15 protein-coding genes and 1 tRNA gene are annotated in these 19,386 nt (G+C 40.9%); 1 reads left to right on the top strand and 15 read right to left on the bottom strand.

Going from position 1 to position 19,386, the window contains the following annotated elements; translation table 11 throughout:
* Positions 1–66 precede the first annotated feature (66 nt).
* From HMPREF2571_RS05440 to treP, 10 genes are all read right to left on the bottom strand, one after another.
* Complete coding sequence (locus HMPREF2571_RS05440) at positions 67–1,734, bottom strand: DAK2 domain-containing protein (protein WP_014632536.1); 1,668 nt, start codon at positions 1,732–1,734, stop codon at positions 67–69.
* On the bottom strand, positions 1,734–2,099 hold the full coding sequence (locus HMPREF2571_RS05435; protein WP_002885694.1) for an Asp23/Gls24 family envelope stress response protein: 366 nt from the start codon (positions 2,097–2,099) through the stop codon (positions 1,734–1,736). Before HMPREF2571_RS05435 ends, HMPREF2571_RS05440 begins: the two co-directional genes overlap by 1 nt.
* A 111-nt stretch (positions 2,100–2,210) precedes the next feature.
* Positions 2,211–3,497 carry an MATE family efflux transporter gene (locus tag HMPREF2571_RS05430; RefSeq protein WP_013991275.1) on the bottom strand — a complete coding sequence of 429 codons (1,287 nt, stop codon included), beginning with the start codon at positions 3,495–3,497 and terminating at the stop codon, positions 2,211–2,213.
* Positions 3,498–3,557: 60 nt separating this feature from the next.
* Positions 3,558–5,042: a threonine synthase gene (gene thrC / locus HMPREF2571_RS05425; RefSeq protein ID WP_013991276.1), complete on the bottom strand. Its 1,485-nt coding sequence runs from the start codon at positions 5,040–5,042 to the stop codon at positions 3,558–3,560.
* 159 nt (positions 5,043–5,201) lie between these two features.
* Positions 5,202–6,179 carry a hypothetical protein gene (locus HMPREF2571_RS05420; protein ID WP_013991277.1) on the bottom strand — a complete coding sequence of 326 codons (978 nt, stop codon included), beginning with the start codon at positions 6,177–6,179 and terminating at the stop codon, positions 5,202–5,204.
* A 25-nt stretch (positions 6,180–6,204) separates the two neighbouring features.
* The gene (locus HMPREF2571_RS05415) at positions 6,205–7,050 is read right to left on the bottom strand and encodes a hypothetical protein (protein ID WP_002887035.1); all 846 of its coding nucleotides are present in this window, start codon (positions 7,048–7,050) and stop codon (positions 6,205–6,207) included.
* 161 nt (positions 7,051–7,211) lie between these two features.
* On the bottom strand, positions 7,212–9,809 hold the full coding sequence (adhE, locus tag HMPREF2571_RS05410; RefSeq protein ID WP_002887036.1) for a bifunctional acetaldehyde-CoA/alcohol dehydrogenase: 2,598 nt from the start codon (positions 9,807–9,809) through the stop codon (positions 7,212–7,214).
* Positions 9,810–9,949: 140 nt separating this feature from the next.
* Positions 9,950–11,845: a M13 family metallopeptidase gene (locus HMPREF2571_RS05405; protein WP_013991278.1), complete on the bottom strand. Its 1,896-nt coding sequence runs from the start codon at positions 11,843–11,845 to the stop codon at positions 9,950–9,952.
* An 81-nt stretch (positions 11,846–11,926) separates the two neighbouring features.
* The gene (treC, locus tag HMPREF2571_RS05400; RefSeq protein WP_013991279.1) at positions 11,927–13,552 is read right to left on the bottom strand and encodes an alpha,alpha-phosphotrehalase; all 1,626 of its coding nucleotides are present in this window, start codon (positions 13,550–13,552) and stop codon (positions 11,927–11,929) included.
* Positions 13,553–13,606: 54 nt separating this feature from the next.
* Positions 13,607–15,556 (bottom strand): PTS system trehalose-specific EIIBC component, encoded by a 1,950-nt coding sequence (gene treP / locus HMPREF2571_RS05395; protein ID WP_231844805.1) that lies wholly within the window; start codon positions 15,554–15,556, stop codon positions 13,607–13,609.
* Positions 15,557–15,702: 146 nt separating this feature from the next.
* Here treP and treR point away from each other — a divergent pair, with 146 nt between their 5' ends.
* Entirely contained in the window at positions 15,703–16,413 is a 711-nt protein-coding gene (gene treR / locus HMPREF2571_RS05390; RefSeq protein ID WP_013991284.1) for a trehalose operon repressor, read from the top strand.
* Between the two features lie 53 nt (positions 16,414–16,466).
* Here treR and HMPREF2571_RS05385 read toward each other — a convergent pair whose 3' ends face one another.
* The 5 genes from HMPREF2571_RS05385 to HMPREF2571_RS05370 form a co-directional block, all read right to left on the bottom strand.
* Complete coding sequence (locus tag HMPREF2571_RS05385) at positions 16,467–17,027, bottom strand: TIGR01440 family protein (RefSeq protein WP_041817289.1); 561 nt, start codon at positions 17,025–17,027, stop codon at positions 16,467–16,469.
* Positions 17,028–17,042: 15 nt separating this feature from the next.
* Positions 17,043–17,381 (bottom strand): hypothetical protein, encoded by a 339-nt coding sequence (locus HMPREF2571_RS10275; protein WP_013991282.1) that lies wholly within the window; start codon positions 17,379–17,381, stop codon positions 17,043–17,045.
* A 32-nt stretch (positions 17,382–17,413) separates the two neighbouring features.
* A complete protein-coding gene (locus HMPREF2571_RS05380; protein WP_013991281.1) occupies positions 17,414–17,770 on the bottom strand; it encodes a hypothetical protein in 357 nt (118 codons plus the stop codon).
* 301 nt (positions 17,771–18,071) lie between these two features.
* Positions 18,072–18,953, bottom strand: coding sequence for a class II fructose-bisphosphate aldolase (locus HMPREF2571_RS05375; protein ID WP_002887043.1), 882 nt, complete (start codon positions 18,951–18,953; stop codon positions 18,072–18,074).
* A 145-nt stretch (positions 18,954–19,098) separates the two neighbouring features.
* Positions 19,099–19,184 (bottom strand) — tRNA-Leu (locus HMPREF2571_RS05370).
* Between the last annotated feature and the right edge of the window lie 202 nt (positions 19,185–19,386).

The raw sequence follows: 19,386 nt of genomic DNA, 5'->3' as shown, positions 1-19,386 counted from the left end.
ACCCACTACAGTTGACAAAGAGCCCAAAAAGGAAGCTCTAAGACTTCCTAAATGATTATTTCAATATTATTCAACACTAAAGAGGTATGGATAAACTGGTTGGTCTCCTTGGAAGATTTCAACTTCGATACCTTCGTGAGCCTCTTCCAATTTTTCCGCAAGTGCTTGAGCTTGTTCTTGATTACCTTCTTCGCCGACATAAATCATAACAATTTCACTGTCTTCGTCAATCATCTTGTCAAAAGTGTCAAGAAGGGCTTGATCCATATCTGGTGTAGACACAAGGATCTTACCATCAACCATACCAAGGATATCATTTTCATGAATTTCAAGTCCGTCAATAGTTGTGTCACGTACCGCCAAGGTCACGCTACCACTTGTTACATCTGAAAGACTAGCTGTCATAGCTTCAACATTCGCTTCGATACTTTGGCTAGGATCAAAAGCAAGCAAGCTTGTAAAGCCTTGTGGTACTGTACGCGTTTCAACAACTGCCGCATTGACATCTACTACTTCAGCAGCTGATTGTGCTGCCATAAAGATGTTTTTATTGTTTGGCAAGATGATAACATTCTTAGCATTAACCTGCTCAATAGCCTTAACAATATCTTCTGTTGATGGGTTCATTGTTTGACCACCTGAAATCACATAGTCAACACCTTGTGATTTGAAGATATCTGCAAGCCCATCTCCAGCAACAACTGCAATAAGAGCAAAGTCTTTAGGAGCAGAAGGTGCAGCTTGGATAGCTTCTTCTTTTTGAACTTGTGCATCGTGTTGGTTACGCATGTTGTCAACCTTAACTTTGACAAGAGCCCCATATTTAAGACCTTCTTGCATGACAAGACCTGGATCCTCAGTGTGGACGTGAACTTTGACAATTTCATCGTCATTAACAACAAGGAGAGAATCCCCAAGGTTGCTCAAGTAATTTTGGAACTCTTCATAGTCAAAGTCCTTCACATAAGTTGGACCTTGTTTGAGACCAATCATGATTTCCGTACAGTAACCAAAAGTAATGTCTTCTGTTGCAACATGACCAGCAACTGACTTATGATGTTCTGCATTGATCATCTCTGTCATCGTAGCAGGTGTCGCTTGGAAGTCCTCTGAAGCGATATACTCACCTGTGAGGGCTGACAAGAAACCTTCATAAATGAAGACCAAACCTTGACCACCTGAGTCTACCACACCAACTTCTTTCAAAACTGGAAGCATCTCTGGTGTCTTAGCCAAGGCAGCCTTAGCTCCATCGAGAGCTGCACGCATAACCTCAACAGCATCATTTGTAGATTCAGCTTTCTTAATCGCTGCTGAAGCTGCACCACGTGATACTGTAAGGATTGTTCCTTCAACAGGTTTCATAACAGCTTTATAAGCAACTTCAACCCCTGCTTGGAAGGCATGAGCTAGATCTTGGCCGTCAAGTTCCGTTTTGTCCTTGATACTTTGACCAAATCCACGGAACAATTGTGAGGTGATAACACCTGAGTTACCACGGGCACCCATCAAAAGACCTTTAGACAAAATCTGACCAACTTCACCAACTGTTGAAGCTGATTGATCTGCGACAGCTTTAGCTCCGTTATCCATAGTCATTCCCATGTTTGTTCCAGTATCTCCATCTGGTACTGGGAAGACATTGAGTGAATTCACATATTCTGCTTGCTTACCTAGACGTGTTGCTGCCGCTTGGACCATCTCCTGAAGCAAGCTTGTTGTAATTTTAGACACTAGTTTTCTCCTACGACTTTAATATTTTGAACGTAAACATTTACTGTTTCAGCCTTGATACCGAGTTGATTCTCAAGATTAAATTTCACACGTTCTTGAATATTTTTTGAAACCTCACTAATCTTAACACCGTAACTCATAACAGTGTAGACATCAACAGTGATACCTGCATCAGTAGATTTCACGACAACTCCTTTTGCGTAGTTTTCTTTTCCAAGAAGTGCTTGAAAATTATCTCGGATAGCACTCTTACTTGCCATACCGACAACGCCAAAAATTTCTGTTGCTGAACCGCCAACTACTGTTGCGATGACATCATCTGACAATTCGATTTGACCATCTTTTGTATTGATTTTTACAGTCATAATTACTACCTCAAAAAGTTTTTATCAGCTTATTTTACCATATTCGAGCCTACTTGTAAAAAATAAGAAGAAGATACCCTTTGAATAAGAGTATCTCCTCAGTATTTATCCTTAAAACTTTCTCTTTACGAGATAACGACGGTACATCACGTAGAGGAAGATCGCACGCCATACATTATCAACAACGGTTGCAATCCAGACTCCGGCAAGACCCAGTCCTAGACTCACCCCAAGGAAGTATCCTGAGAAAATTCGGATAATCCACATCCCAATAGTCGTCGCATAGAAAGGCATCTTAGCCTTACCCAGACCTTGCCAAACTGCTGTGTAGACTAGAGTCCCCGAAGTCACAGGATTCCCAAGGAAAGAATAAAGAATAACTACCTGACTAGCCGCAATAGCTGCTTTATTATCTGTAAAGAGACCCGATAATCCTTGGCCAAAGAGCAAGATACTCCCTGAAACCAGAACCATCAAGAAGGTGGAAATCCAATAAGACTCTCGTATAATACGCTTCATCTGCGTCTTATCCCCTCGACCCAGACTATTGGCAACCAAGATAACCGTAGCCGTTGCGACTCCCATACCAGGCATATAGTTAAACTGGGTGAGGTTTTCACCAATGGCGTTACCACCGACAACGGCTGTACCAAAGGTAACAATAATAGCCACGATGACCACATCTCCAGCACGCATCATCAGTCGTTCACCTGCTGCTGGCAGGGCAATCCCCAACAACTCTCTATTAAAAGGTTTGGTAATTTCAAGCTGCTTCACATCCAGTTTCATCGCTTGCCAGAGTATCACTGTCCCAACCAGACGAGAGAAAACCGTAGCTGTTGCGACCCCAATAATCCCCCAATGTCCCACAAAGATGGCTAAAGAAGATAAAATAGCATTAAGAACATTGGTCAAAAGACTGACAACCATGGAAATACGAGGTCGTCCCTTGGCTCGTAGGATGTTACCAAAAGTAGTCATCAAGGCTAAGAAGACCACTCCTCCACCGACAAGAGCAAGGTAGAGACTACCAGCCTGAGTCACAGATTGCTCAGTACCTAAAAGATTAAGAATGGCCCCACCACCAAAAATGGAAAGTAGACCAAGGATGAGACTAAGAGCAAGGGTAATAATAATAGCATCCCAAGTGTCTCGGTTAGTCGCTTTTTCATCACCTTTTCCTAGACTTCTAGCAATGACACTGGCACTTGAGGCTCCTAGAGCAATGAAGATAGCTTGGTAAATCGTAATGATATTATTGGCTACGGAAACCCCCGATATAGCGATAATACCCACCTGAGCCACTAGGTAAGAATCGACAACCCCCATCAACATTTGTAGAAGGTTTTCGGCCATAGCAGGCAAGGCTATGTTTAGAATTTTCTTTGTTTCTGTCATAATATTCTTTTCTATATTGATAAAAATAGGGCTGATTTCTCAGCTCCTATTTTTTTATTCTTATACACCAAGATAGCTTTCAACTGCTTTTTGCATATCAGCTGCCGCAACAACTGTTTTATGGCGAACTTCTGCATGTTCAAGTCCATCTACAGCAGCTGGGATAGCTACACCTGAAAGTTGGTGCAAATCTTCTACTGCTTTGAAATCATCCCCACTATCTTTACCAGTGACAGCTGAAACAGCCACACGTGGGAATTTGTATGGGCTAGCTGTTGAAGCGATAACTGTTGGTGTGTAGTCATCTGTCTTTTGAACATATGCTTCGTAAACAGCTGAGGCAACTGCTGTATGAGGATCTTCGATATACTTGTCTTCATCATAGACACGCTTGATTTCAGCAGCTGTTTCATCCTCAGTTGCAAAACCTGCTGCAAACAAATCAAGAATATCTTTATCTGCATCAGCCAAAGTATACTCACCCTTAGTCACAAGTGCATCCATAAGCTCTTTAGTCTTAGTAGCATCATTACCAAGAAGGTGGAAAATCAAGCGTTCCAAGTTAGAAGATACCAAGATATCCATAGAAGGGCTTGTTGTTACCTTGAAGTCACGTTTCTTGTCATAAGTACCTGTTGCGAAGAAGTCTGTAAGGACGTTATTTTCATTAGAAGCACAGATTAATTTGCCAACTGGAACACCAATCTGACGTGCATAATAAGCCGCCAAGATATTACCAAAGTTTCCTGTTGGTACTGTGAAGTTCACCTTATCTCCGTTTTGGATATGACCTGCCTTAACCAACTGTGCATAGGCATATACATAATAAACCACTTGCGGTACCAAACGACCAACGTTCATTGAGTTAGCTGATGAGAATTGCGTATGATGAGCCAACAATTTCTCACGCAAATCAACATCATTAAACATACGTTTCACATCTGTTTGAGCATCATCAAAGTTACCATCAATGGCAATAACGTGAGTATTAGCTCCTGTTTGAGTGGTCATTTGCAATTCTTGGATTTTTGAAACACCGTCTTTTGGATAAAAGACAATGATTTCAGTTCCAGGAACATCTGCAAAACCAGCCATGGCAGCCTTACCAGTGTCACCTGATGTCGCTGTCAAGATGACAATCTTATTATCAACACCTTGCTTTTTAGCTGATGTTGTTAGCAAGTATGGCAAGATTGAAAGGGCCATATCTTTGAAAGCGATAGTAGAACCATGGAAAAGTTCAAGGTTGTAGTGGTTCTTAAGTTTAACTACTGGTGCAATGGCAGCTGTATCAAACTTGTCATCATAAGCATTTGTGATACAGTAATCCAATTCCTCTTCAGTAAAATCATCCAAGAAAGCTGACAAGACCAATTTAGCAACTTCTTGATAAGAAGCGTCTTTCAATTGATCAAAGTCCAAAGCAACCTCAGGCGTTGACAACGGTGTGAACAAGCCACCATCTGTTGCCAAACCTTGAAGAATAGCTTGACTAGCTGTTACTTTATTATTTTCGTCACGTGTTGATTGGTATACAAGTGTCATGGTAAATCCTCTTTTTAGATAGTCTGTGGCTCTATTGTAGCATAATTGTCAGAATATTTCTACACGTATTGTGACTTGTGAGAAAATCATTCGGATATCACCCTATTTTCTCCTCTCAAAGACATGAAAAAATCCGGAATAGCTATTCCGGATGTCATCTTAAAATTTATCTTTGGTGTCATTCTTAGTTGAGAAAGTGATATCTTTTGATTTCCCATCACCACTAAGCGTTACTTTCTTATCTTTTTTAGTCACTTTTAGCTCTTGACCTTTTTTCACATTGAGACCATCAATATTAACGTCTTTGTTGATAGAAGTAACAGTCATCTTATGTCCCAAGCGACTAACCTTCCCTTTGAAAAGGGTTGTCGTTGTTTCGCCTGTCTTCGAATCATACTTTTGACCGCTGTCTTTTGCAGCTTTTTCAAGAGCTTCATCAAGTTCTTTTTCTATAGTTTCCTCACTATAATAGTTTTCAAAGGAATCTCCATAGAAGGCTTTAAATAAATCTCCAAAGGCTGAGAAGGACTTCTGAACCCTCTCACGATAATCCTTGATGTAAGTTTTCTTGTCAAAAGTATAGCTAGCAGTCACCTTCGCATTGCTACCTTTTACCTTCATGGTTACAGCAGTATCTGTAAAGTACTTTTCAAGCTCCTTACTATCCAAGTCTGTCAAACTTTCAGACATGCTTGAACTATACTCTCTACCTAGAGAACTACTGTACCATTTGCCATCAATATTACCTGTCACATAACGGTAAGTCATAAAGCCACCGATACATAAGAAGACGAGGACTACCGCTGACAAAACTGAGACTAGGATGCGTTTTTTCTTTTTGGGATCCATTGGTTTTTTAGGAGCCAAATTTGCCATAGCTGCTTGTCCTTCTGGAAAAGCAACCATAGAAGGTGCTGTTGTTGTTACCGCTGGTGCCGTTTCTGTTGGTAGAGGACTAGTGCTTGTCTCGACGATTTCTGCCTCAACCTTAATAGGTTCAGTAGTAGCTGTATCTTCAGCTTTAGCTGGTGCTTCATTAACAAACTCTCCAGCTTTCAAAGCATCCGCCATTTCCTGAACACTCGGCTTACGTCCGTTTACCGTCTCAAAATAGTCCAACCATTCTGCTCTTGTCATTTATATTCCCCTTTAATTTCCTTTTTTATTTATTTTTTGTAAAACTAATGTCACCGAATTCACTGTGTGCCTTGATAGTAAAGCCTTCATTGTTAGGCGTATAATCTAAGACATCACCTTTTTTAAAAGCATCTGAATCTCCAGCCTTATCCACAGTGATTGTTTGCTCCCAACGGTTAATATCTCCCGTAAAAGCAGTTGTTGTGACACGACCGGTTTTGGCATCGTAGGTATAGCTCTTTGGAAGTTCTTTCTTCACTGTCTCATCAAACTGTTTATAGTAGTCTTTTTCTGACAATGAATAACTATCAAAAACCTCCGAGAACTCCTCACCGTACTGACCTTTCAATTCAGTAACTCTACTCTGGTAAGCCTGATAAAGACCTTTACGATTGTAAACAAAGCTCACTTTTAAGTGAGCCTTATTGTCAGTAATACTCATTGCTGTATTGATATCGGTGATAAGATTTTGACCTTGTGGTAAAGCATTACTAACTTTATTCTTAGTATTAGCAGTATCTTTCAGAGTGGCTAACATTTTCTCACTAAAGGTTGGGCTTGTCCAATCGCCCTCAATGCTTGCGGCTCGATAACGGTATCCCATCACGAGACAAACGATCAAAAGTATGGTGAGTATCGCTGCAATCACACCTGATACCATCCCCACAATATTCTTTGAGGTTACTGGCTCCTTTGATTCTTTTACTTGTTGACTAGGATTGAATTGAACACTCACCATCCTATCAGCATTAAACTCTTTAAACTTATTAGTCGCTCTATTCCCTTCCATGAGAGCCCCCGATGGTCCCATTTTATGAGGCTTAAGAGGGTGTGCTGTTTCACCCAAGCTAAGCCCTTCTTCTTTTGTCATAGGAATCTCCTTATCTTGCTGTAAGGTTATTATAACAATTCTTAAAGCGTTTTTCTATCTTATTCAAGAAAGTCCTTTATTTTTAATTTGGATAAACACTCTAATTATAGAAGATTCCTGGCAAAAAAAGTAGCCCTTATAGAGCTACTTTAGTCTATCACTTACCCTTTATAATCAAAGGCAATTTCGATAATTTCTTTCAATTCTGAAATAAGCGGTTCTTTCGGATTAGCTGTTGTACATTGGTCTTCATAAGCATGTTCGGCCAAAGTATAGGCAGTGTCTTGAAGAAGTTTCTTAGTGACACCTTGTCCCTTCCAGTTCATGTCAATACCAACGGCAATACCTAATTCATATACTTTTTGTGCCAAAAGTTCAACCAATTCAGCATCTGATTGTTTGTCAGTACCCCATCCCATGAAACGAGCAATATCAGCATAATCCTTGTCTGCACGGAAGTAGTCATATTTAGGGAACATGGCGTGTTTTTGAGGATCACGACCATTGTAGCGGATAACGTGAGGTAGAAGAATTGCATTGGTACGTCCGTGTGGAATATTGTACATTGGACCAATCTTATGTGCTAATGAGTGACTAATACCAAGGAAGGCATTGGCAAAGGCCATACCAGCCATTGTTGACGCATTATGCATTTTTTCACGTGATTCTTCATCACCAAAACGGTAAGAATGTTCAAGATTTTCAAAAACAAGTTTAATCGCTTGAAGTGAAAGTCCGCGTGTATAGTCGCTAGCCATGACTGATACATAAGATTCAATAGCGTGAGTCAAAACGTCCATACCTGTATCTGCCGTAACGCTGGCAGGTACACTCATAACCAAAGCAGGGTCGACGATAGCAATATCCGGAGTCAAAGCGTAATCTGCCAATGGATACTTGATATGAGTTTCACTATCAGTGATAACCGCAAATGACGTTACTTCTGAACCCGTACCTGAAGTTGTAGGGATACAGATAAATGTGGTCTTTTCAGCATATGGAATCTTATAGGTACGTTTACGAATATCTAAGAATTTTTGTTTAGCACCGAAAAAGCTTACATCTGGGTGTTCAAAGAACATCCACATAGCCTTAGCCGCATCCATTGCAGAACCACCACCAAGGGCAATAATGACATCTGGTTGGAAGTCTACAAAGCGTTCCAAGCCTTTATAAACCGTATTCGTAGATGGGTTAGGCTCAACATCTGAGAAAACTTCAATCATTGGATCGTGACGGTTGAGTTCCAATTGGCGTTTAACCAAGGCAGCGTAGCCAAACTGAACCATACCTGGATCACAGACCAACATTACACGCTTAGCTTTGATATGACGCAGATATGTTATTGAGTCTTTTTCAAAGAAGATTTTTGGTGGGACGCGAAACCATTGCATATTATTGCGACGCTTTGACAATGTTTTTACGTTAAGAAGGTCAAATGAACTAACATTGTGAGAGATTGAGTTGTGTCCGTATGAGCCACAACCAAGAGTCAATGATGGGATCATGTTATTGTAGATATTACCGATACCACCTTCAGCTGATGGGCTATTTACCAAGACACGGCAGGCTTTCATGCGAATACCATATTGGAGTTGGAGCTCTTCATTTTCAGTGTGGATAACAGCTGTGTGTCCGAGACCACCCAAATTGAGCATACCTTCTGCTTTTTTGAATCCATCTTCAACGCCATCAGATTTGATAAGGGCAAGTACTGGAGACAATTTTTCCAAGGCAAGTGGGTGTTCCATTGTTGCATCTGGAATTTCTGCCAAAAGCAATTTTGTACCTGCAGGAACTTTAAGACCAGCTTTTTCAGCGATTTCAATAGCTGAGTGACCTACAATGGCACCATTTACAGCTGTACGCGCTTCATTAAGAACGACTTTTTCCAATTTAGCAATGTCGGCTTTTTTAGAAATGATGACACATTGATGTGCTTCAAATTCAGCCTTAACTTCGTCATAAATAGCTGCATCAACGATAGCTGCTTGTTCAGAAGCACAAATCATACCATTGTCAAAACTCTTTGAAAGAATGATATCGTTGACAGCACGTTTAACTTTAGCATCTGCCGCAATATAGGCAGGTACATTCCCAGCTCCTACACCAAGTGCTGGTTTACCAGTTGAGTAAGCTGCTTTAACCATACCAGGTCCACCAGTCGCAAGTACTGTGGCAATCTTAGGATGGTTCATCAAGAGACCAGTCGCTTCGATAGATGGCTCTTCAATCCACTGAATACAGTTCTTAGGTGCACCAGCTTCAATAGCAGCATCACGAACAATGCGCGCAGCTTCTGCTGATGATTTTTGAGCTGATGGGTGGAAGGCAAATACAATTGAGTTACGTGTTTTCAACGCAATCAAAGCTTTGAAAATAGTAGTAGATGTTGGATTAGTTGTTGGAGTTACCCCACAGATAACACCTACCGGCTCAGCGATAGAGACCAAACCTTGCTCTTTATCTTCAGCAATAACACCGACTGTCTTGTCATTTTTGATGCTATTCCAAATATATTCAGAAGCATACATATTTTTTATAGCTTTGTCTTCATAAATACCACGACCTGTTTCGTCAACAGCCAATTTTGCAAGATACATGTGTTTATCAAGCGCTGCGATTGCTGCATGGTGAACAATGTGATCCACTTGCTCCTGTGTAAAGTCAGCCATTTCATTGAGGGCTTCAACCCCCTTTATTGCCAATTCATCAATTACTGTTTGAATATCTTTAGTTTGTTTAATTTCTTTAGTCATATAAAACTCCTTTTAAGCACTTGTTAAAAAAATCACAAGCTTTTGAACAATATTATTATAGCTCTTTATTCAATTTTTGTAAACCCTTACAACGACAAAAATAAAGAAATCCATCCATTTTAGGACAGATTTCATCATTATTACCAAATAATCACACGATCTTCTGGGGCACGCCACATGCCGTCGCCTTCTTTAACGTCAAATTCCTTGTGGAATTCGTCGAAGTTTGGTAGTTGAACATTAGTACGGAGTTTTCCTGGTGCGTGGACATCGACACTTGCAAGGAGTTGCATGTACTCTGTCCGGGCTTTCATGCGCCAGATGCGAGCAAAGTTGGTGAAGAATTCTTCTGCGGAGAAATCTGCCTCTTTCTTAGCGGCTTCAAGGGCTGCAGCGATGCCTCCAAGATCCGCTACGTTTTCAGAGACGGTCAATTTCCCGTTAATCTTAGCACCATAAGAGTCTTGGCCTTCAAACTGATCGATGACTTTTTGCGTGCGAGCGGTAAAGGCTTCGTAATCTTCTGGTTTCCACCAGTCCTTCAAGCTACCATTCTCATCAAAGGAAGCTCCATTGGTGTCAAAGGCGTGTGAAATTTCATGGGCAATGACTGCACCGATTCCGCCGTAGTTAGCTGATGACGATTGGTGAAGATCATAGAAAGGTGACTGCAAAATTGCTGCTGGGAATACAATTTGGTTTTGTTGCGGATCATAGTAGGCATTGACCATATTTGCTGGCATATGCCATTCACTTCGATCAACTGGTTGGTTCCACTTACTCCAGCTATGAGCAATTGAAATTTCGTAGAGAGCTTGAGCATTTTCAACCAAGGTTTTGCTCTCGTCGATAATCTTCTTGGCATAAGTTTCTGGTAACTTTTCAGGGTAACCGATATGAGGTGTGATGACATTAAGTTTGACAATGGCTTTTTCACGAGTCTCAGGAGCGAGCCAGTCTGCTTTTTCCAGACGATCCTTGTAGACTTCAATCATGGTCGCTACTTTATGCTCTACGTCTGCTTTCGCTTCTGGTGAGAATTTTTCACCCGCATACCAGAGTCCAAGCGCTTGGCTATATGGTACTTCTGCTAATGACAAGGCTGCTTTTTCTTTGGAACGAGGTTCTGGAACACCTGCAATCGTACGACTATATTCACCAGCCAAGACACGGATTTCTTCAGTCAAAAATAGAGTCCAAGAAAGAGCTGCGCCGAGTTTCAATGCAGCATGAAGGGTCTCCCAGTTGGCTGCTGAGTAGAATGTTGGTGCGAATTCCTTCCAGTAACGCTCTTCTGGCACGATGATTTTATCTGGAGTTTGTCCGATCACTTCTGTAAAGAAGGCATCGAGTGGCAATTCTGGGACCAAGGCCTTGAAATCCGCCCACTCATAGGGATGGTAGAGTTTGTTATACTCTGATTTTTCTTCGTTCGACAAGACATATTTGGCCAATTCTGCATCCCCTGCAATGACCTTATCCAGGATATCTTTGATTTCTTCCTCTGAGAAATCAAATTTTGCCAAGAGTTTTTCCATCATTTGGCGCCAGATAGCTAGTAATTCTGGACCTTTTTCGTTACCTTCTTCATAGTAGGTCGTATCTGGCAAGATGAGAGCCGGTGCTTCTCCCCACAAGACATTCATTTGGGCATTCATAAAGTCTGGTGACACGCTAAATGGCAAGAGATTTGGTTTGCCAGCTAGTTCATAGGTGCCTAACTTGCTGGTATAGTCTTCAAAAGAAGACAAGGCCTTGATTTCATTGATCAAGGGCATGACTGGTGCTACACCAGCTGCTTCTCTTGCATCAAAATCTGCCACCATCTTATGGTATTTGACAAAGTTTTGGAGAATACTGTCTTCGGGCAATTCTTCACCTCGTTGCCATTTTCCAGTGATATCCAACATCAAGTTTTCGATATCTTGGTCCAAATCCATAAAACCACCGGTTGAAGGCTTATCATCAGGAATTACAGCGGTCTCCGCCCATTTTCCATTGACGTAATCATAAAAATCATCTTGTAAGCGTGTCATTACACTTCCTCCATCAACATTAAAAGTGCTTTCATTATAACAAAATTCCCCAGCAAAAGCATTTACTGAGGGAAGTTTGGCTTATTTTACTAAGATTGCTAGGGTTTGATAAGGCTTAAGACTTACCTTTTCAGCAAGCTCTGCATCGTCATAGTTTGATAAGAGCACGCCCCCTGACTGGTATTCTGCTGGAATCTCCACTTCAGCTTCACTTCCATAGAAATTATTGAGTACCAAGAGTTTTTGACCATCTAAATGACGTTCAAAGGCGTAGACTTGTTGACTATCTTCAAGTGCTGGCTGATAGCTGCCTTCTGAAATGATAGGCATTTCTTTACGCAAGCGAATCAATTCTTTATAGAATTTAAAGATTGGTCCGTCGATTTCATTTTCAACGTTGATGTCTTTGTAAGATTTACCAGCTTTCAACCATGGAGTGCCTGTTGAAAAACCTGCATTTTCAGAAGCATCCCATTGCATTGGCGTACGTGAATTATCACGTGACTTAGCTTGGATAATCTTAAAGGCTTGCTCAGGAGACTTACCTTGATCCAAAAGCATCTGGTAGGCATTGATGGATTCGACATCCACATAATCTGCCATAGAATCATAATCTGGATCAATCATGCCAATCTCTTCACCCATGTAGATATAAGGTGTCCCACGTGACAAATGAATGCTAGCTGCGAGCATAGTCGCTCCTTCATTACGGAAGTTCTTGATATCTACAAAGCGATTCAAGGCACGAGGTTGGTCATGGTTATTCCAGAAAAGGGCACTCCAACCACCACGTTCACTCATTTCCTTGCCCCAAGTATGATAGAGACGCTTGAGCTCTTCAAAATCAAAGGGAGTAATGGTCCATTTTTGACCATCTTCATAGTCGACTTTAAGATGATGGAAGTTAAAGGCCATAGACAACTCGTGACGCTCCGGTGCTGAATACAGAACACAGTTGTCAATGGTTGTCGATGACATCTCTCCAACTGTCATAAAGCTATCATCAGAACCAAAGGTCGCTTCATTCATCATACGAAGATAGTCATGGACAATTGGTTTATCCGTATAAGCTGGTTTCCCTTCATTTTCAGGGCAATCTACCAAGACCTCATCTTTCCCAATCAAATTGATTACATCGAAACGGAAACCTTTGACTCCCTTGTCACGCCAGAAGTTGACCACCTTGAACAACTCCTTGCGGACATTGGGATTTCGCCAATTGAGGTCTGCCTGTGTTTCATCAAAGAGGTGAAGATAGTATTTCCCTGTATCTCCAAAAGGAGCCCAGGCAGAACCACCAAATTTAGACAACCAATCAGTTGGTTGGTCCTGGATGAAGAAGAAATCTTGATAGTACTTGTCTCCAGCAAGAGCCTTTTGGAACCACTCATGCTCCGTTGAGCAATGGTTAAGCACCATGTCTAGCATGAAATCAATCTTGTGCTCTTTCCCGACACGGACCATTTCTTCAAAGTCAGCCATATCCCCAAAGACAGGGTTGACGGCTGTGTAGTCTGAAATATCGTAACCATTGTCACGTTGTGGGCTTGGATAGAAAGGATTGAGCCAAACCATATCCACGCCCAACTCTGCTAGATAAGGAATCTTTTCAATGATCCCTCTGAAATCACCGATTCCATTTCCTGTCGTGTCCTTATATGATTTTGGATAAATTTGGTATACAACCTTTGTTTTATCTAATGCCATTTATTTAACCTCTTTTTTATCAAAGGGTGGACCGTAACGTTTCCACCCCTTAGCTTATTTTGTTCGATGAGCAATCATGAGAACTTCACCACATTTGATATCACGTGGAAGATCCCCTTCAACATCTGCTTGGAAATCATCTTGATTTGTAATGATTACTGGAGTCTCAGTGACCAAACCAGCTTCTTTGATAACATCCATATCAAAGCTAATCAATTGTTGACCAACAACAACTTTATCACCTTGTTCAACATGAGCCTCAAACCCTTTTCCGTCAAGGCTAACCGTATCCATACCAATGTGCATTAGCATTTCAACACCTTTTTCAGAAACGATACCTACTGCGTGCTTAGTTGGGAAGAGTACTGTCACTGTACCATTCACTGGTGAAACCAATTCCCCTTGACTTGGTTCGATGACGACACCTTGTCCCATTACACCTGATGAAAAGACAGGATCTGTGGCTTGGCTAAGTGGTTTAACTTGGCCAGCAAGTGGGCTAACAACCTCTGCTGATTCAACAAGAGCCGTTGGAGTAGCAGTATGTGATGCAAATTCAGCTTCTTCTTGAGCTGCGAATTCTTCCTTAAGTTCTGTATCATCTTCTGTCTTAGTAAAGAGACCCGCTTTGCGGAAGAAGAAAGTCAAGACCATAGGTACAATGATAGCAACAAGCATAATTCCTGCAAATGGAATCATATACTTAGGTTGAATTGATAGAATACCAGGCAACCCACCAATACCAATAGAGGCTGCTGTAACGTTAAAGGTTACTGATAGAAGACCTGCAATAGATGAACCAATCATACCCGCAACAAATGGGTAAATATACTTGACGTTAACCCCAAAGAGGGCTGGTTCTGTAACACCAAGATAAGCTGAAATAGTAGCTGGAAGTGAAATTTGAGCCTCACGTTCATCATGACGATGCATAATATAGTAAGCAAAGACTGCTGAACCTTGAGCAATGTTTGATAGAGCAATCATAGGCCAAAGAGCTGTTCCACCAGCATCTGCAATCAACTGAGTATCAATTGCATTGGTCATGTGGTGAAGACCAGTGATAACGAACGGCGCATAAAGGGCACCAAAAACAGCACCGAAAAGCCATTTTACAGGACCTGTCAAACCAGCAAGAACCACTGTTGAAAGAGCTTGTCCAATAGTCCAACCAATAGGACCTAAAACCGTATGAGCCAAAATAAGGGCTGGAATCAATGACAAGAACGGTACAAAAATCATTGATACTACTTCTGGTACATGTTTACGCCAGAAAATTTCAAGATAAGAAAGTGACAAACCAGCAAGAAGGGCTGGAATAACTTGCGCTTGATAACCTATACGATTAACAGTAAAGAATCCGAAATCCCAAACCCAATCCTTAGCAATTTCAGACGCTGGTGTCGATGCTACTGAATAAGCATTAAGCAATTGTGGTGACACCAGACAAATACCCAAAACAATTCCAAGAATTTGGCTAGTTCCCATTTTACGAGAAACAGACCAAGTAATACCTACAGGCAAGAATTGGAAAATAGCTTCACCAGGCAACCACAAGAAGTGATTCACTCCTGACCAGAACTGAGAAACCTCGGTAATTGTCTTACCGTCAAGCATTGACCAATGCACACCCTCGAGAACATTACGGAAACCAAGGATTAATCCCCCAACGATAAGGGCTGGAATAATAGGCGTAAAGATCTCCGCCAAGGTTGTCATAACACGCTGAACTGGGTTTTGGTTGCTCTTGGCAGCTGATTTAGCAGCTTCTTTAGAAACACCTTCAATCCCTGATACAGCAGTGAAATCGTTATAAAAGATTGGCACATCATTACCAATGATAACTTGGAATTGACCTGCATTGGTGAAGGTCCCCTTAACAGCAGGAATGGCTTCGATTGTTTTCACATTTGCCTTCTTGTCATCACCAAGAACAAAACGCATACGCGTCGCACAGTGAGTAACAGCAGTCACATTTTCTTTACCACCGATTGCAGCAAGCAGATCTTTGGCTTATTGTTCAAATTTACCCATTTGAATCTCCTTTTCTTTTTTGACAATATCTGATTGACTTGATAAACTGATTGTAAACGATTGCAAATTTGTCTGCAAGTGTTCCGGTGTTTTTTTACCTACAAATGAGGAGAAAGATGAAAAAATATCAGATTATTTATAAGGATTTAGAAAAAGCTATCCATGAGCAAAAGTATCAAGTGGGAGACTTTCTCCCCACCGAGCAAGAACTGGTTCAATCTTACCAGGTTAGTAGAGATACTATACGAAAGGCATTAACCTTACTCGTTGAAGAAGGCTTGGTCAAAAAAATTCATGGCTCTGGTTCTCAGGTTATTAACCAGGAACAAATCAACTTTCCTGTGTCTGACCTTACTAGTTACCAGGAGCTAATCGAGCAACAAGGCCTTAATTCGCAAACCAACGTTATTTCTCTGGATAAAATCATTGTTGATTCAAATCTCTCAGAAAGAACTGGTTTTTCTAATAGCCGACAGGTTTGGCGTGTTGTTCGTCAAAGAGTCGTTGATAGCTGTGCCTCTGTTATAGATATTGATTACCTAGACGCCAGCCTTGTTCCGCAACTAAACCGTAGCATTGCTGAATACTCTATTTACGACTACATTGAGAATCAACTCAACCTTAGCATTTCCCACGCCTTTAAAGAAATCACTATCGATAACGCTACCGATCAAGATAAGATTCTTATCGACCTAGGTAAGGACCAGCACGTTGTCTGTGTCCGTTCAAAAGTTTATTTAAACAATGGAAAACAGTTCCAATTTACGGAAAGTCGCCACAAACTTGAAAAATTCAAATTTGTTGATTATGCCAAGCGTCATCATTGAAACGAAAGACCCAGCTAACAGAAAAAGTATCGGACAAGAATGTCCGATACTTTTTAGTTTTTACGGATAGGATCTGCTAGATACTCTGCACGAGCTCCACCAATTAACTTAGGACGACTAGCCAAAGCAGTCACATGGGCACCACCTAATTCTGGAGTAATAGGGCGAAGAGGAACTTGGACCCTCTTCACATGCATACCAATAGAGGTATCCCCAATATCAATACCAGCCTGAGCGACAATTTCCTCCACCTCAACAGGATCCTTCATATAGTCGAAAGCAGCCAGCTGACCACTTCCCCCAGCGTGCAAGGTCGGAAGAACATTCACAATTTCCAAATCTTTAGCCATAGCAAGCTCACGCTCAACAACCAAAGCACGATTCAAATGTTCACAGCCCTGAACAGCCAAGGAAATCCCTTTAGGTTCCAAAACCTCAAGAATAGTTTTCACAATTCGTTGACCAATTTCGCGGCTAGAGGCTTTGCCGATAGTCCCACCAGCAACCTCACTGGAAGACAACCCCAAAACAAAGATAGCTCCTCGCCCAATAGCGGAACGTTCAACAATATCTTCTACAAGCACACGTGTCTTCTCTTCTAAATCTAGCAACATCACAACAGCCCTCCTTTAGACAACAGCTGTATTCAGGATTCGCACAATAAGATAGTACAGAATCACAAAAAAGATAAGGAAAAATACCCCTAATAATAATAACTGCCTACGGCGTTTCTTACTTAGATCCCAAGAGAAACCAAATCCCATCAAAAAAGGACCAACACTATAACTTAGCATAAACCATAAATCTACACGTGCTATATGCCAAAAAGAAGAAATAAAGGCCACCAAACCTATTAAGGATAAAATCCAAGAAAAGTCCCAACAATCTGGTTTAGCAAAAGCCAAGCCTATTAAGAAGCAGCCCAAGGCAGGCATGATAATAAATGATAGGGTCATAAAATAAAACATGCCATTATTATAGCATGTTTTACAGTTTCATGTTAGTGGCGGTTAATAACACCATAAGCAATAGTGAATGCAATAGCAGCAATACCCACAACGATTGCCATGATGGCCCAAAACATAGTCATCGCACGGCGTCCCTTACGATTGTTGAAAGGAAGTCCCCAACCAATCATGATAACACCTAGCAATCCAAGCCAGATTTTATAAGTGATAACAATCGCCGAATCAAAATAGGCAAAAGCAACCAAACCTAAACCTAGCAAAGAAATCAAATAAGACCACTTACCCTTCAAAAATGAAGGCAAGGCCCAACCAAATAACACTAAACCTAGTAGAGCAAGAGCTCCACCACCAAAAAATACAGGTACAATATAATTATCAAACATATTCATATTATAGCATATCTTAAAAAGTTAGGAAATAGAATCTATCAACCAAAGCCATATCCACTCTTTAAAATTTGTTTACTCTCAATCACAGATTAATTGGCAGATACTAACTATTTATTTGGGTACAAAAAAACAAGACCCAGAAAGGACCTTGTCTTAATAAGCTAATTAAGCTTTGTTTGCGCTACTTCTATAATCAAAACGAACTGAAATTTAGAAATCGGGGGCAAAATGGGGGCAAAACACAAGAAAAAGGCTTGTCCATATTGGACAAACCCTTTATTTTCAAGCTTATTTAGTCTAATTAAGCTTTGTTTGCTGAACCGAATACGTCGATACGTTCTTCAACAGCTTCTGTAATAGCTTCGAAACCTGGTTTCAAGAATTTACGTGGGTCGAAGAGTTTCTTCTTGTCGTATTCTGCTTCATTTGCTTCGTATTCAGCAACAAATTTACGTGTTGCGTTAGCAAATGCGATTTGACATTCAGTGTTAACGTTAACTTTAGCAACACCAAGTTTGATAGCTGCTTGGATTTGATCATCAGGAATACCTGATCCACCGTGCAATACGATTGGGAAGTTAGGAACAGCTTCTGTCAATTTTTGCAAGTGGTCAAGGTGAAGTCCGCTCCAGTTTTCTGGATAAGGACCGTGGATGTTACCGATACCTGCTGCAAGGAAGTCGATACCAGTTGCAACCATAGCTTTAGCATCTTCGATTGGTGCCAATTCACCATCACCGATGATACCATCTTCTTCACCACCGATTGTACCAACTTCAGCTTCAACTGATACACCGTTAGCGTGTGCAAATTCAACAACTTTAGCTGCTTTTTCAAGGTTTTCTTCAACTGGAAGGTGTGAACCGTCAAACATAACTGAAGTGTAACCTACACGGATACATTCCAAAGCATCATTGTAGTGACCGTGGTCAAGGTGAATAGCAACTGGTACAGTGATACCCATTGATTCAACCAATTCTTCGATAAGAACTTTACACAATTTGTAACCACCCATGTACTTAGCTGCACCCATAGAAGTTTGGATAAGTACTGGAGCTTGTTTAGCTTCTGCTGCACGCAAGATAGCTTGAGTCCACTCAAGGTTGTTTGTGTTAAATCCACCAACTGCGTAACCATTATCACGAGCTGCTTGGACAAATTTTTCTGCTGAAACGATTGCCATTATAAAGGCCTCCTATATTTTTTTGGGTTTGAACCCGTTTACAAGTTTATTCTATCACAATTAGACTCAAAAAACTAGCTTTTCTACAATTTGTAAGCGTTTTGATTTTTTAATACAAAAAAACCAGTCATCTGACTGGTTACTCTGCGGAAAGAGGGACTTGAACCCTCACGACCTAAAGCGGTCACAGGATCCTTAGTCCTGCGCGTCTGCCAATTCCGCCATTTCCGCTAACAACATCAGTTATTATATCAAGATTGACAACTCGTGTCAATACTTTTTTGAAAGTTTTTTATAACTTTCTCTTGTCTCTTTCGAAACAACTACTATATAATACCATTTATTGTTTGCTGACGTCAATACTTTTTTGCTTTTTTTTAAATTTTTTAGCAAAAGTTATCTATTCCCTAATTGTCAAGTCAAGTGCAACAAA

This window comes from Streptococcus sp. HMSC068F04 (genome assembly GCF_001837455.1).
GTDB classification, from domain to species: Bacteria; Bacillota; Bacilli; order Lactobacillales; family Streptococcaceae; genus Streptococcus; species Streptococcus salivarius_D.
The sequence above is the reverse complement of the archived record's forward strand: the minus strand, read 5'-3'. Positions and strand labels throughout refer to the sequence as shown.

Excerpts from the sequence above, each read along its gene's own strand:
- HMPREF2571_RS05420 (WP_013991277.1), bottom strand. The coding sequence starts at position 6,179 with ATGACAAGAGCAGAATGGTTGGACTATTTTGAGACGGTAAACGGACGT.
- HMPREF2571_RS10275 (WP_013991282.1), bottom strand. The coding sequence starts at position 17,381 with ATGTTTTATTTTATGACCCTATCATTTATTATCATGCCTGCCTTGGGC.
- HMPREF2571_RS05430 (WP_013991275.1), bottom strand. The coding sequence starts at position 3,497 with ATGACAGAAACAAAGAAAATTCTAAACATAGCCTTGCCTGCTATGGCC.
- HMPREF2571_RS05435 (WP_002885694.1), bottom strand. The coding sequence starts at position 2,099 with ATGACTGTAAAAATCAATACAAAAGATGGTCAAATCGAATTGTCAGAT.
- treR (WP_013991284.1), top strand. The coding sequence starts at position 15,703 with ATGAAAAAATATCAGATTATTTATAAGGATTTAGAAAAAGCTATCCAT.
- thrC (WP_013991276.1), bottom strand. The coding sequence starts at position 5,042 with ATGACACTTGTATACCAATCAACACGTGACGAAAATAATAAAGTAACA.
- HMPREF2571_RS05385 (WP_041817289.1), bottom strand. The coding sequence starts at position 17,027 with ATGTTGCTAGATTTAGAAGAGAAGACACGTGTGCTTGTAGAAGATATT.
- HMPREF2571_RS05415 (WP_002887035.1), bottom strand. The coding sequence starts at position 7,050 with ATGACAAAAGAAGAAGGGCTTAGCTTGGGTGAAACAGCACACCCTCTT.
- adhE (WP_002887036.1), bottom strand. The coding sequence starts at position 9,809 with ATGACTAAAGAAATTAAACAAACTAAAGATATTCAAACAGTAATTGAT.
- HMPREF2571_RS05405 (WP_013991278.1), bottom strand. The coding sequence starts at position 11,845 with ATGACACGCTTACAAGATGATTTTTATGATTACGTCAATGGAAAATGG.
- treC (WP_013991279.1), bottom strand. The coding sequence starts at position 13,552 with ATGGCATTAGATAAAACAAAGGTTGTATACCAAATTTATCCAAAATCA.
- HMPREF2571_RS05380 (WP_013991281.1), bottom strand. The coding sequence starts at position 17,770 with ATGAATATGTTTGATAATTATATTGTACCTGTATTTTTTGGTGGTGGA.
- HMPREF2571_RS05375 (WP_002887043.1), bottom strand. The coding sequence starts at position 18,953 with ATGGCAATCGTTTCAGCAGAAAAATTTGTCCAAGCAGCTCGTGATAAT.